The following is a 14,419-nucleotide window of genomic DNA, read 5'->3' on the forward strand; positions in this document are numbered from 1 at the left end:
CCAACATGTCCGCCATGGCCTGATTGCTCCACAAGATGTGGCGTTGATGCAATTTGGCGATACCGATCAAACGCCCCTCAAGAATGGCTTTTTGCTCTTGCATCAGTTGCGTCAGCGCCGCTTCATTGCGGAGGCGCTCGGTGATATCAAAAATGATCGCCACCAAGATGATGTGACCATCGATATCGATGGGCGTGGCATGCACATCGACCGTTCGCACCTCACCGCTGCGTAGGCGATGTGGAAAAACAAAGTGGGTGCAGGAGCCATGCTTGGACTGCTTCAGGGCTTGTCGAATCTCCGCAGGGGGCAGGTTGTTGATATCGCTGATCGATAGATCACGCAACTCTTCGCGGCTCCAACCATAAAAATCTGCGGCAGCCTCATTGGCATCGACAATGCGGCCAGTGTCGGGATTGATCTGAAGAATTACGGCTCGGTGGTCATCGATCAAGTGGCGAAAGCGACGTTCGCTGGCCCTGAGTTGTTCTTCGGAGCGTTGGCGTGCGCTGGCGGCACGATTCATCAGAAGCAGAGCCGTGGCCAAGATGAGCAGGAAGATTGCTCCCAAGGCCCCGGATGCACGCCCGAGCCGTGAGCCTTCCTTTTTCGGCCAAACCAACCGCCACATAGAGGGGCGAATGGTCGATGACACGGTAGCCGTACATGCGTGTGATGCCGTCGGCTGGTGAAACGATCTCCAGGTGTCCTTGGGGCGTCCCTTGCTGGATGGCTTGGGGAATCACCATGCGCCGCTCCGGAAAGGCGTCGGTCACCAGCGTTCCTAGGGAGCGAATCACCAAACTGCCATCGTCGATCCGCCGCAGCGTGACGACGCTGTCGGGCCCCAGATGAAGATCTTGAAACTCATGGAGCAAGGCGGAGATATCCGTGGTGACTGTCGCCATGCCAAGGAAACGTTGCTGCTCATCATGCACAGCAAGTGCGATGACCAAGGAACCTTGGCCAGTGTGGTGGACTTGCGTCTTCGTCGCGTCAACGAGGATGTCTTGGGGGTGTTGCTTGAGTTGCTGAAAATACGCTTTATCAGCGATGTTTTCGTCCGCTGTCGGTTCAGAGGCGTACAGCCGCCGCCCCCGAGCATCGAAATAGCTCAGTGTTGAGTGTGGAATCAGCGCGTAGCTGTGGGATTGCAGCCACGCTTCGAGGGTGGCGCGGTACTTTTTTGGCATCTGCCCCTGCGCCATGGCGGCCGTGGGGACTTGCTGGGTCAGCAGCTTGAGCACGTGCTCGGCAGCACGGAAGTGTAGGGACAGTCGATGCTCGATCACCAAGCTCAGGTTTTCCGCCCGGTTGATGGCGATGGATCGTGCATGCGTCTGGGCGGCATGCAGATTCAAGACCAACAAGGCCATGAAAGGCAGGCTGATGGCCAGCAAAACGATCAAATAACGGTGCTGCCCCAAGGGGTGAGGGGGCCCAGACATGGCCGCCGAGACTGATTGGGATCGGAGCGACATGCGGCCATCGTAGCCAGATATCCATCCATGAACCACTTATGGCTTGGGAAGACAGGCTTTGAAACTGTCGATCTCAGCTTGGTTATTGAAACAATGTTTGGGGAACAAGTTGAAGTGGTTGGTGTCTTGATAGATCAGGAGCACCGAAGCGCTTTCCTTGATCTGTTTGACGTTTCGCCATGCGATGTGGTGCGCCGTATCTTCCGCGTGGATACTGATCTGCTCTTCATCCCAGCGGAAGCTTTGTTTGCGTCGCAAGCTGGTATCTCGCTGGTAGAGCTGCCGGGCTTGCTGAGGAATCAGGATCAAGAATTGAATCATCACCCAGCTCACCAATCCGATGATCGTGCCGAGAAAAAGGGTGTTGGTCAGCTGGTCAGTCTGAGCGTAATACACCATGACCAAAATAAAGATGCCCGAAACCAGCTTGCGCATGGTCGGGCCTGGCACGGCATGCAGACGCTGGGCGTCGATCAGATCTTGTTCGGTGTAGTGGAGCGTACGGGTCATGTTGAAGCCGTGGAAGAAACCAAGGTGGGGTGCGACCATAGCAGAATCGCACCCCCACCCCGACGTCATTCCAAGACGTCCTCTCGGTGCTTATCTCACCCGTACATTCATGGTCAACGATGTGGCCGCATTCCATGTCACATCGCCAGCTTGGCTGGCTGTGATCCGGCAAATGCCCGCCAGCAAACCCGTGACGACGCCACCGCTTACTGAACATACCGTTGGTGTTGCGGAGACCAGCGTGACGGGGAGTCCAGAGGTTGCTGTTGCGGTAATCACACCTGTGCCACCCACTGGCACCAGTGCCGGTGGTGCCATGGTGATGGTCTGCAACTGCTTCAAAGTGAAGGTGACGTTGCGCACCATTTGGGCGGCAGCGTACACCGCGTCCCCAGCCTGACTGACGCTGATTCGGCAAGTGCCGGGCGCCACGCCTGTCAAGGTGTTACCCACGATGGAACACACTGTGGCCGGTGTCGCTGTGATGCTGACAGGCAAGCCAGAACTCGCCAGAGCGCTGACGGTGCCGGTTCCTGTGCCCACCAAGGACACAACGTTGGGGGCAGTCAGACTGATCGTCTGGGGTTTGGCCGTGATGGACACAGTCTGCGAGAGTTGCGGTGCTGGATTCCAGTTGGCATCCCCACCTTGATCGGCTGTGACCGTACAGATCCCCGTGGATAGACCCGTAAGTGTGGTGCCATTCACCGAGCAGGTACTGCCTGTGGTTGTTCCGAAGGTCACTGGAAGACCTGAGGATGAGGTGGCACTTAGCGTCCCCACCCCTGTGGCCATCAAGGTAGGTATCGTCCCGATGCTGATGAGTTGATCAGCACGGTTGACAACCATGTCTTGACGTGCAGGCGGTGCGGCACTGTAGGTGTTGTTGCCAAGTTGCTCACCCATGATCGTGCATAAGCCTGCGCTTAAGGCCGTCACCGTCGTACCGCTGACCGTACAGATCGACGGGGTGCTGCTGCTCAGCGTGACGGGGAGGCCTGAGCTGGCGCTGGCCCCGAGTGTGGCGCTGGCACCAAAGCTCAGCACCGGGATGGGACCAAAGCTGATGCTTTGCGGCAGGACCACGGGGATGCTGATCGGCGCCGCAGCCACCCAAGCAGAGCTGGTTGCTGGATCCGCGTTGGCCGAAGCGTTGGCGGCCAACTCGTAGCGCACGGTCGCACCCGGTGTGGTGACGGGGATGCTGGCTTGGACTGGGCCGCGTTGCGCCGTGGTGGTGCTGATCACCCCCGGGACCACATCCACGGCCGGTCCGTAGGTGTTGGTCACGGGATCAAGCACCGCTTGGCGGAGGGTCCACAGCACTTCGGAGACAGAGTTGTCGGTCCAGCTGAGCTGAACCTGCGAGCCGATCTGGTTGGCGATCAGATCAGCCGGGGCTGCTGGCGGCAGTCCCGTGGGGGTCAATGTCGATGTCGGTGCTGAGGTGGTGGATCCCGATGCTCCGATCGCCACCACTTGGTAGGTGTAGCTCACGCCGCCTTCGACTTGGGTGTCGGTGTAACGGGTGAAGTTGGCCGGCAGGGTCACCAAGGGCGTGAAGACGGGCGCAGCGGTGCTGCCGCTGAGGACTTCGGCGCGTTCAATGCGTTGTTGGTATTCGGTCCGGGCGTTGTCGGTCCACGTGAGTTGCACGCCGCCATAGGTGCTGCCAGCGCTGGGGGTTAGACCCGCATCGACGCTCAGTTGGCTCGGGGCCAAGGGCACAGCCTCTGTCACGTTGAAGACCACAGGGCGCATGAAGTCGTTTTCTTCATGACCCAAGATGTGGCAGTGCCATGTGTATTCCCAACCAAAGTTGGCGACAGCGTTGACCACCGGGGCGGGCAGACCCGTGTTGACATTGAGCTGGGTGAAGCCGAAAGGCGAACCCAAAGGCTGGCTTGGGTCGAGCGGTCGGATGCTTTGGGGCAGACCAAACCCTGCTACTTGATCAAGGTGCGGCTGCTTGGGCCGCAGCGCCACGATGATGTCCTCCAGCGGATTCATCTTGATGGTTTCTTTCCAGCCCACTTCGCTGGGGTCGGGTGCGGTGATGAAGCCGTCCCAGCCCACGCGGTTGATCACCTGCACGTTCATGAGGTGGAAGTGCACCGGATGGGTATCGACGCCGTTGTGGGTGATCTTCCAGATCTGCGTTTCGAAATCGTTGATGATTTCGGTCGCTGGATCGATGTTCAGCAGCGGAATGGTGGTTTGGGTGACTGCGCTGGTGAAAGGCAGCTCAATCCCGAGGGTGGCGTTAAGGCGACCAAAGGTGGGCTCAAAGAGCTCTTGGATGGCCTTGGTTTTGACGAGGAAAAGCGCCTTGCCCGTGGGGCCCACTTGGGCCGCAGCACCCGTGCCACTGCCACCGACCAAGGAAAGGGTGGGCACGCTGGTGTAGCCACTGCCCGCGTTGTTCAGTGTGATGTCATAGAGCGCGCCGCTGGCTTGTGCCGAGGCGTTGGCCCAAGGTGCATGACCCAAGGGGAGCGTGGCGGTGGGTGGCGTGACGGTGATCGTCACGCCGGTAAAGTCCACGTAGCCGCCGCCCCCAGCGCTGGCCGGGTTGGCGGGATCGGGGGCCACCAAAATAAATTGCCCCACACCGCAGGTGGTGGTGGCCACGGGCCGCGTACCACCCAAGGGCGGTAGGCTGAAGGACACCATCGGGGCGGCAGTGTAGCCACTGCCCGGGTGGGTGATGGTGATGCCGGTGACTTTGCCCGCAGTCAGCACGGCCACGCCGGTGGCGCGCACGCCGCCCGGCTCTTGCGGCAGGGAGAAGACCACGGTTGGCGCAGTGAGGTAACCCGAACCACCGTTGAGGATCTGCACCTCATTGACGGCCAAAGTGGTGCGTGCTGCTGCACCGCCGCCGCCGGTGCTGGCTGCGATGGTGACCACGGGTGCGACGGTATAGCCGCTACCCGGATTGACGACGTTGATCTGACCGATCTTCAGCGTGGCCGTGGCGCTCGCTGGCGTCGTGGCCCCACCCCCGTTGAAGACCACCGTGGGCGCGGTGATGTAACCGCTGCCGGTGCTGGTGACCAAGACCGCATCAAACAGACCCGGATTGCCGGGGACGAAATCGAACTGCGGTGCTTTGATGGAGCCCGTGAAAATGCTGGCATAGGCCTTGACATCGTCCCAGCAGCCCGCTGTTCCGGGAGTGATGGTGGCTGGGCAACCGGGATTGAACGCGGCGTTGTAAGCCGACTGCGCCACCACGGGGCGCTCTTGAGTCCGAGCGTAGGACTTGGGCAGCTCGGCCGCCAGCACCGCTGGGTCGAAGCTGATGCCGGGGGTGGTGACGGCTGACTTGACGCGGAACTGCATCAAGGTGCGGGTGTTAGGACCGTAGCCGGGCCGGGTGTCTTCGGCACCCCCTTGACGGCTTTGATCGCCGACGCCGGTGTAGTAGGTGTTGCGCGGATCGCCGGCGGGCACCGGCTCATTCATGTCGTTGTAGGCGATGAGCGTCTGACCGGCGTACTTGCTGAAGTCCACCACCACGTCGGCACGCTCGGCGTTGGCCAAATACAAGCCGGTGGTGTTGATGTTCAACACCGTGATTCGGCCTACGTCGTAGAGCGGGTTGGTCGGCAGCGGGTCGATCGGGAAAAGCTTGGCCAGCAGGCCGCCTTCGTTACCGAACATGTACATCGTCGGGCCTGCCGTGGCCGGGTTCGGTACGCCGCCGGGGCGACCGTCGGTTGGCCAGTTGGCGGGGGTGCAGCCGCCGGGAGTCTGATCAAAGCGCGTTTCGCCGTTCAAGCACGGGTTGCTGGGGATGGAGGCCGGCACCATCGCAACTTCGGTCGGATACGTCGCGCCGACAGGGCCCGCCACGGGGATGCCATGGCCATCCACCCAGGTCCGCAGGCCGGTGGCATCCGGGGCACTGCCCATGTTGCCGACCGAGTCGGTCAAGGCGCCGTTGGGATCGCCTTGGAACAAGTTGAAGGTGAAAAAGCGATCGTTGGAGCCGTTCAGGATGCGCAGGCGATACGGTTTGGGCTCCACTTCGACGAAGGGGTACGCCACGCCGTTGACCACCGCTGTGTCACACCAAGCTTCGGGCGTGGTGGTTTCATCGCCAAAAGCGCCGCTTGGCAAGGCGTACAAGGCTGGGAACACCGGCCAGAACCACGGGCCGTAGTGCCAACGGCCCACAGCGTTCCAGTTGTTCAACTGCGCCGGGTCTTGAACGGTTTCATAGACGTGGGGAAACCACAAGTTGCCGTGGTCGCCCCAAGCGCTGGTGTTCCAGCGAGCGTCTTGCAAGGCGATGTCCTTGGGCACAAAGCACTTGTCTTGCAGCACCAAGGGCAGCGTTTCCGCCAAGCCGGGCAGGATGCTGCGCGCGATCGGGGTGGTATCGACCGTGCCCGCCGGGTTGGGGCTGGGGGTGAGGCCCGCAATGACGGTGCCGCTGGCCAAGATGTCGGCCTTGAGGGGTGGCATGAGCGAGAGCTCTTCCGTGTCGGTCAGCCAGTAAGGCGCCGCCATACCGGCGTAGGCATTCAGGCGCGTCAGGCCGACGGCGTGATCGTGGTACCACATCAACCGCGCACTTTGGCCGTTGACGTAGTAAAGCGTCACCGCTCCCGGTCCTGGGTCGATCATGTCGGGCACGTTGGCGTAACTGGCGCCGCGAAGATAGGTTGGCAGCAAATTCGGATCGTTGATTTCAGCCGCCAATGAGGTGCCGCTGAAGCCGTTGTTGACGGTGTGACTCAGGTCTTCTTCACCCAGCGGGGCCAACCATTGCTGGGCCGTGCCGTCACTGATCCACGGGGTGTCGCCACCGTGCAGGTGCACCGCGATACGGTTTTGGCTGAAGAGCGTCATGCCGTCGGGGCCCAAACCGGCACCGGACAGGGATTTGTCCACGGGGATGAAGAGATCGCCATTGCGTTGCAGCACGCTCATTTGGCCGTTGGCGGCTCCGACGGTGCCAGCATCGATCTGGGCGCGACCCACGGGCAGCAAGTTGTAGAACTTGATGCGGGTGGGGGTGCCACGCAAGGCCAGAATCGCTGGGCCCAAGTAATGGGGATCGTTCACCGCCCAAGCATCTTTTTTGAGCCGATGGCCCGTAGCGTCGAGTTTGGGCGAACCGTCCAAGCGGGTATCCCAGATCTGGATGCGACGGCCATCGGGGTAGTAGAGCGGCTTGAAGGCTTGATCAAAGCTGAGTCCAGCGAGCAAAGCGTCGGCTTCCATCTGCGGGCTGGCGATCTGCACGTAGCCGCGCAACACCGTACCGCCGCTGGCTGGGCCGGTGGGGCCGCTCAAGCCCGTGGTCTTTTGGAGGGCCGGCAAATCCGAATGCATCTGCTCGCGGTATTCGACGACCGCCAGTTCGAGGTAGTCGTCTGCGCTGGCCAGACCGCTGGAGGGGTTGATCCACTTACCCGGCTTGGCGATCGGGATGTGTTTTTGTGCTGCGGGGTTGCTGCTGAGGGTGTTGGCAGCGGTGGCAAACGGGCTCAACGGGGCCAGCGGATCGACGAACTTGCGGATCGCAGCCCCTGTGCCAGGGTATCCGGCGGGGAAAAGGGTATTGGCTTCCGGGGGAACCACACCTTGGCGAGCTCCAGATGGGCTATGGGCAAAGAAGGTCTGAAGACGCAGCGGTTGACCGTTGGCATCCAGCGCATCCACAAAGCCGATACCGGCATGGGCGTGGGTGGCAAGAAGCATGTGCGCTGCGATAGCAGCGGCGATGCGGGTCAAGGGTTGCTTCTTGGCACGGGCCAAACATTTGCTTGCCATAAGGTGGTTTCTCCTGAAGATTGTGGACACACGTCTTCAGGGTGCCTTAGGGTGGGTTTATTTGTAAATAGATGTGATTTTTGTTTGTGTTGATTGTTGAGGGTTTCGCATCTTTTTTGAGCCTGTATTGGGGCGTGCGGCCCTAGGCTTTCTCCAAGAAGAACGGCGTGATGGCGGCCTTAAAAATGACAAAAATCACGAATGATCCCTTGTTTAAGGGGGTGTTCATCTTTTGAGGGTGAAAGTGTTGCGCAAATGCATCTTTTTGAGGGTGGTTTCCACCCAATGAAGCCTTGCAATGAGACCTCAAAAAAGCATTAAAACGCGTCAATATGGGTCGATATCTTTGTTTATTGTTAGCAAGCAGAAAACATTAAGAAAACAATTTAATTTGACATATAAAAAAACAGCACCCGAAGGTGCTGTTTGATGGGGTGTCAACGCATCAAGGGACGGCGATCGTTTGGGTGGCTGTCGAGGTATTCCACGTTGCATCACCCGCTTGGGTGCCAGAGACGATGCAGTTGCCCTTGGCCTTGCCGGTCACGGTCGCCGTGGTTCCTGCGATGGTCAGGGTACAGATGGTGGGGGTGGTCACGGTCAGGGTGACGGGCAAACCAGAGGTCGCCGAGGCGGTCACGGTGACGGCGCTGGTACGGGTGGCCATCGTTGTGGGTGTGAAGGCCAGCGCGATGGTTTGGGCCTTCTTGCTGATCGTCACCTGCTTGGTCGCGGTCACGGTGTTCCACAGGGTGTTGCCGGCTTGCGTTCCCGTGACTGTGCAGGTGCCCACAGCGATGGGGGTGATGACACTGCCGGCCACCGAACAGATCGTGGGGGTTGAAGTTGTGGTCAGCGTGACGGGCAGGCCCGAGGACGTGGTGACCGTGCCTGTGCTGCCCAGTGCGACCGATGTCGGGGCCGTCAACGTCTGATTGACCTTGATCATGGTGATGGCCAGCGACGCATTGCTCCAAGCCGACGCGGTATTGGGTGAGGGCAGGGCAGCGACTGCCATGGCGTTGGCCGCCATGCGGTAGCTGACCGACCCACCGCTGGTGGCTGTCACGGTGATGGTCTTGCCCTTCCCCGTGGTGGCTGAGGTGGTGGAGGCCACGCTGCCCACATCCGTCCAAGCGCCGCCGGCCACCAATTGCTGCACGCTCCACGACTTCTCGATCTTGGAGTTGTCGTCGAACGTCAGTGTGATTGAGGCGGTGCCTGCTTTCTGGGCTGCGCCTGTTAACAAGGGTGCATTGGGTAGACCTAAGATGCTGACCGCCGTTGAGGTGGCCGAGCCCGCTGCACCCACAGCGGTCATCCGGTAGCTGCGCAGGGTCTCGGCCAGCAGCGGCGTCGTATCTTGGTAGCTGGTCAGGTTGGCCGGAAGGGTGACCAAGGGTGCCCAAGTGGTGCCATTGCCGCTTTCAACGACCTGCTGATATTCCGTCGAAGCGGTGTCGGTCCAGTTCAACTGAACACCGCTTGCGCCCAAGGATTGGGCGGCCAATCCCGTGGGGGCGGTCGGTGTGGCTTCGCTGACTTGGAACACCAGCGGACGCATGAAGTCGTTTTCTTCGTGGCCCAAGATGTGGCAATGCCAGACGTATTCCCAACCGAAGTTGGTCATGGTGTTGACCACTTGGGTTGGCAGGCCCGTGTTGACATCGACCTGCGTGAAGCCAAACGGTGAGCCCAGCGGTTGGCTTGGATCCATGGGACGCACACTCAGCGGCAAACCGAAGCCTGGCATCTTGGGATGCTTGGGCTTCAAGGCCACGATGATGTCCTCCAGCGGATTCATCTTGATGGTTTCTTTCCAGCCCACTTCGCTGGGGTCGGGTGCGGTGATGAAGCCGTCCCAGCCCACGCGGTTGATCACCTGCACGTTCATGAGGTGGAAGTGCACCGGATGGGTATCGACGCCGTTGTGGGTGATCTTCCAGATCTGGGTTTCGAAGTCGTTGATGATTTCCGTGGGCGGGTCGATGTAGAGCAGCGGGATGGTGGTCTGCGTCAGCGCGCTGGTGAAGGGCAACTCAATGCCGAGGGTGGCGTTCAAGCGGCCAAAGGTCGGCTCGAACAACTCTTGAATGGCCTTGGTTTTGACCAAATAGCTGCCTTGGCCGGTTGACAATGCGGTGGCTTTGGCTTTTGTGGTCGGGGTTCCGCCAATGAAATCAATTGTTGGGATCGCGGTGTAGCCGCTGCCCGGATGCACCAAGGTCACATCAAAGACCTTGCCGGTGGCCGAGCCTGTGGCGCTGACGCCGCCCGTGGGTGCCGCCGTCAGCGTGATGGTCACGCCGGTGAAGTCGGTGTAGCCCCCACCCCCTGCTGCGGCCGGGTTGGTCGGGTCCGGTGAGGTCAGGATAAAGCGTTCAACACTGCCGCTGGAGGTGGCCAAGGCCTTGGTACCGGCCGCAGGCGGATCGATGGTGATGGTGGGGGCAGTCCAGTAGCCCGTGCCACCACCATTGGTGAGCGTGATCCCCGTGACCTTGCCTGCTTTGATGATGGCGGTGCCTGTCGCCGTGATACCACCCACTTCTTGGGGCTTGGAGAAAGTCACCAGCGGTGCAGTGGTGTAGCCGGTGCCGCCATTGGTGATCTTGATCCCCGAAACTTTCAAGGTGGTCCGGGCCGTTGCCCCAGTCCCCCCGCCCGTGATGGTGGAGATCTTGACGGCTGGGGTGATCAGATAGCCGCTGCCGGCGTTGGTCACCGCAATCTGATCCATCTTGAGTGAGGCGTTGGCGGTCGCCGGGACGTCGCCGGTCAGCCCTGACAGACCCCCTGTGAAAACCACGGTGGGGGCCGTCACATAGCCTGACCCCATCACGTTGACTTTGATCTGGTCGAACACACCGGGGTTGCCGAGTGTGAAGACGAACTGGGGTTGCTTGAGCGAGCCCGTGAAGATGGAGGCGAAGGCTTGGGTATCGTTCCAGCTCGTACCCAACGCTTGGTTGTAGGCCGACTGCGCCACCACCGGTCGCTCTTGGCTGGCAGCGTAGGCTTTGGGAATCTCTGCGTTAAGGGTGGTGGGGTCGTATTTGTTGGCAGGCGTGGGCACGACGCCGCTGGCAAGGGCCGACTTGACACGAATCTGCATCAGCGTGCGGGTGTTCGGACCGTAGCCCGGAAGGGTGTCCTCCGCACCGCCACTGGCGGTTTGGTCGCCCACGCCGGTGAAGTAAGCGTTGCGGGGGTCAGCGGCCGGCACCGGGGCGTGCATGTCGTTGTAGGCAATCAGCGTCTGACCGGCGTACTGACTGAAGTCCACCACCACGTCAGCGCGCTCGGCATTGCCAAGGAAAAGACCGGTGGTGTTGATGTTCAGCACGGTGATCCGGCCTACGTCGTAAAGCGGATTGGTCGGCAAAGGCTCAATCGGGAAAACCTTGGCCAAGAAACCCGCTTCATTGCCAATCATGTACAGGGTCGGTCCGGCGGTGGCGGGATCCGGCACCCCACCATTGCGGCCATCGGTGGGCCAGTTGGCAGGGGTGCAGCCGCCCGTCACTTGATCGGAGCGAGTCACGTTTGCCGGGCAAGGGGTGGTCGCTGGCTGAGCGGGGACCATCCGCACATCGGTGGGGAAGAACTTCGTCGGTAATGACGTTATCGGATCAACGGGGGGGCTCGCCATCGGCGCCCCGCTCGCACCGACCCACGTCCGATGGCCTGTGGCATCCAGCGGACTGCCAACGTTACCTGCTGTGTCGATCACCGCCCCGCTTGGGTCGGCTTGGAACAAGTTGAAGGTGAAGAAACGGTCATTGGCACCGTTCAGGATACGCAGTCGATACGGTTTCGGTTCGACCTCGACAAATGGGTAAGCCACGCCGTTGACCACCGGGGTGTCGCACCACGATTCGGGCGTGGTGGTTTCGTCACCATAAGCGCCGGTGGGCAGCACATAGAGCGCTGGGAACACGGGCCAGAACCATGGGCCGTAGTGCCAGCGACCGACCGGATTCCAACTGTTGAACTGGGTTGGATCTTGCACCGTCTCATAGACGTGGGGGAACCAGAAGCTGCCGTAATCTCCCCAAGCGGTGGTGTTCCAGTGCGCGTCTTGCAAAGCGATGTCCTTGGGCACAAAGCACTTGTCTTGCAAGACCAAGGGCAGGGTGTCCGATGCGGCAGGGATCACTTTGGCAGCGATCAAGCTTTGTTCGGTGGCATCAGACAGCACATAAGGTGCTGCCATGCCCGAGTAGGCATTCAGGCGCGTGATGCCGACGGCGTGGTCGTGGTACCACATCATGCGGGCGCTTTGCCCGTTGGTGTAGTAGAGCGTCATGGCACCCGGGCCGGGGTCGTACATGTCCGGGACATTGGACGCGCTAGGGCCGCGCAAGAAATCTGGCAGCAGTGTTGAGTTGAGAAGTTCGGACGCCAATGAGTTGCCGCTGAAGCCGGCCCCTGTGGTGTGCAAAGCATCTTCTTCGCCAAGCGGTGTGAACCACTGATGCGCGGTGCCGTCGCTGATCCACGGCGTATCGCCGCCGTGGAGGTGCACGGCGATGCGGTTTTGGCTGTACATCGTCAGGCCATCGGCACCGACACCGGCACCTGCCAGCGATTTATCGACCGGAATGAACAAGTCGCCGTTGCGTTGCGTCACTTGGCCCGTGGCGTCCAATTGGGCACGGCCCACGGGCAGGAGGTTCCAGAACTTGACGCGCAAAGGCGTGCCTTGGGTGGCGGTGATGACGGGGCCCAAATAGTGCGGATCTTCCACGGCCCAAGCGTCTTTTTTGAGTCGCTTGCCGGCGGCATCAAGCTTGGGCGAACCATCCAGATTCGCATCCCACACCTGAATGCGTTTGCCGTCCGGGTAGTAAAGCGGTTTGAAGGTTTGGGCCAGTGTTTGGCCTGCGGCCAAGGCTGCGGCTTCCATCTGCGGACTGGCGATTTGCACGTAGCCGCGCAGCACCGTGCCCCCGGTGGCGAGCCCCGTCGGGCCGGTGGTCGAGATCACGGCTGGCAGATCCGAGTGCATTTGCTCGCGGTATTCGACGACAGCCAGTTCGAGGTAGTCATCCGATCCGGCGGCTTGCGTATTGGGGTTGATCCACTTTTCCAGCAACGCCACAGGGATTTTTTTGGTGGCGGCCGCATTGCTGCTCAGCGTATTGGCAGAGGTGGCATACGGGCCCAAAGGTGCCAGCGGATCGACAAACTTGCGCAAGGCCTTGCCGGTATCTGGGGTGGCTCGATAGCCCGGAAAGAGGGCATCAACCTGCTGCCCAGCCAAGGACGCCGCATCAAGCGTACCGCCAGAGCCCATGGTGGCGGCTTGACGCAGCCCGGAGGGACTGTGAGAGAAGTAGGTTTGTACCCGGATCGGGTTGCCCAGCGCATCTGCTGAATCGACAAATCCGGTGCCTGCGTGGGCGTAGGTTGCAATCAGCGCCTGAACTGCGATTGCAGCTGCGATGCGTGTGGACGGAATTTTCTTCGCCGAGGCGATCACTTGGCTTGCCATAACTTCCTCCCGTGGATGTTTTGACAAGCTTCTGACGGCTTAAAAAGAATGTAAAGCGCGATTTATTGCGCTATCTCATTCGGTATTTGGTGGTGATGTGTGTTATTTGCGACGCATGTCATGATTGCGTCAAGAATGTGAATGGAATCTTCAGGTTGTTCTTCTGGGCACTCTTAAGCGTTTTGAGAGTATTTCGAGGATGGTTCGCCTGTGTTGCTCTGAGGAAATAACCGCAATCAGTCGGTAAGACCATTTTTGGATCAGTGGATGTTGCTTTTTGGCATTCATCGACCACTCTTTAAAAATGGCTTTTATGTGTGATCCATGAAAAACGGGCCGCAGTTGCGGCCCGTGATCGTTGGTTTTAGATCGTCAGATCTTGCCAACCAGTTCCAGCGACGGGGTCAGGGTGTCAGCACCTGGCGTCCACTTGGCCGGGCACACTTCACCGGGGTTTTCGGCGACGTACTGCGCGGCTTGCACCTTGCGCAGCAGCTCCTTGGCGTCGCGGCCGATGCCCAGATCGTGGACTTCGATGATCTTGATTTCGCCGGCCGGGTTCACCACGAAGGTGCCGCGTAGCGCCAGACCTTCTTCTTCGATCATGACTTCGAAGTTACGGGTGATCTTGCCGGTCGGGTCGCCCAGCATGACGTACTTGATCTTTTGGATGGTTTCCGAAGCATCGGCCCAAGCCTTGTGCACGAAGTGGGTGTCGGTGGACACCGAGTACACCTCGACGCCGATCTTTTGGAATTCAGGGTACAGATCGGCCATGTCGCCGAGTTCGGTCGGGCACACGAAGGTGAAGTCGGCCGGGTAGAAGAAGAACACCGACCACTTACCCGCCAGATCGGCGTCCGAAACATCGACGAACTGACCGTTGTGATAGGCCGTGGTCTTGAAGGGCTTGACTTTGGTGTTGATCAGGGAAGACATGGAATGACTCCTAGCGGGTTGAAGAGGAACAAGAACCGTAAAAACGATGACGCTTGGCGTTCATCGATGGACGCGATCTTAGAGGGGGATCTGAGATAGTCAAAATTGAATCTATTTCTGGATTCATAGTCTTTGACTATAGACATCGTTGCTGGCGTGTCGCTTGCCCGTGGCTCTCTGTATGCACCGCAGACGGGGCATGGTC

General features: G+C 60.1%; 5 protein-coding genes and 1 pseudogene. All 6 read right to left on the bottom strand.

Annotation, left to right across the window (positions count from 1 at the left end; translation table 11 throughout):
* Positions 1-145: 145 nt before the first annotated feature.
* Positions 146-526: pseudogene (locus AB3X39_RS03355) on the bottom strand (PAS domain S-box protein); the annotation flags it as partial.
* Positions 444-1,448, bottom strand: a complete 1,005-nt coding sequence (locus AB3X39_RS03360; protein WP_369415939.1) for a PDC sensor domain-containing protein — start codon at positions 1,446-1,448, stop codon at positions 444-446. The pseudogene AB3X39_RS03355 and the gene AB3X39_RS03360, both read right to left, overlap by 83 nt.
* Before the next feature lie 69 nt (positions 1,449-1,517).
* On the bottom strand, positions 1,518-1,991 hold the full coding sequence (locus AB3X39_RS03365) for a YcxB family protein (protein ID WP_369415940.1): 474 nt from the start codon (positions 1,989-1,991) through the stop codon (positions 1,518-1,520).
* A gap of 90 nt (positions 1,992-2,081) precedes the next feature.
* Positions 2,082-7,778, bottom strand: coding sequence for a hypothetical protein (locus tag AB3X39_RS03370; protein WP_369415941.1), 5,697 nt, complete (start codon positions 7,776-7,778; stop codon positions 2,082-2,084).
* Between the two features lie 445 nt (positions 7,779-8,223).
* Complete coding sequence (locus AB3X39_RS03375; protein WP_369415942.1) at positions 8,224-13,275, bottom strand: hypothetical protein; 5,052 nt, start codon at positions 13,273-13,275, stop codon at positions 8,224-8,226.
* 372 nt (positions 13,276-13,647) lie between these two features.
* Positions 13,648-14,214, bottom strand: a complete 567-nt coding sequence (gene ahpC / locus AB3X39_RS03380; RefSeq protein WP_369415943.1) for an alkyl hydroperoxide reductase subunit C — start codon at positions 14,212-14,214, stop codon at positions 13,648-13,650.
* Positions 14,215-14,419: the final 205 nt, after the last annotated feature.

The sequence above is a fragment of the Leptothrix ochracea genome (assembly GCF_041083635.1).
GTDB lineage: Bacteria > Pseudomonadota > Gammaproteobacteria > Burkholderiales > Burkholderiaceae_C > Sphaerotilus > Sphaerotilus ochraceus.

Excerpts from the sequence above, each read along its gene's own strand:
- AB3X39_RS03360 (WP_369415939.1), bottom strand. The coding sequence starts at position 1,448 with ATGTCTGGGCCCCCTCACCCCTTGGGGCAGCACCGTTATTTGATCGTT.
- AB3X39_RS03365 (WP_369415940.1), bottom strand. The coding sequence starts at position 1,991 with ATGACCCGTACGCTCCACTACACCGAACAAGATCTGATCGACGCCCAG.
- AB3X39_RS03370 (WP_369415941.1), bottom strand. The coding sequence starts at position 7,778 with ATGGCAAGCAAATGTTTGGCCCGTGCCAAGAAGCAACCCTTGACCCGC.
- AB3X39_RS03375 (WP_369415942.1), bottom strand. The coding sequence starts at position 13,275 with ATGGCAAGCCAAGTGATCGCCTCGGCGAAGAAAATTCCGTCCACACGC.
- ahpC (WP_369415943.1), bottom strand. The coding sequence starts at position 14,214 with ATGTCTTCCCTGATCAACACCAAAGTCAAGCCCTTCAAGACCACGGCC.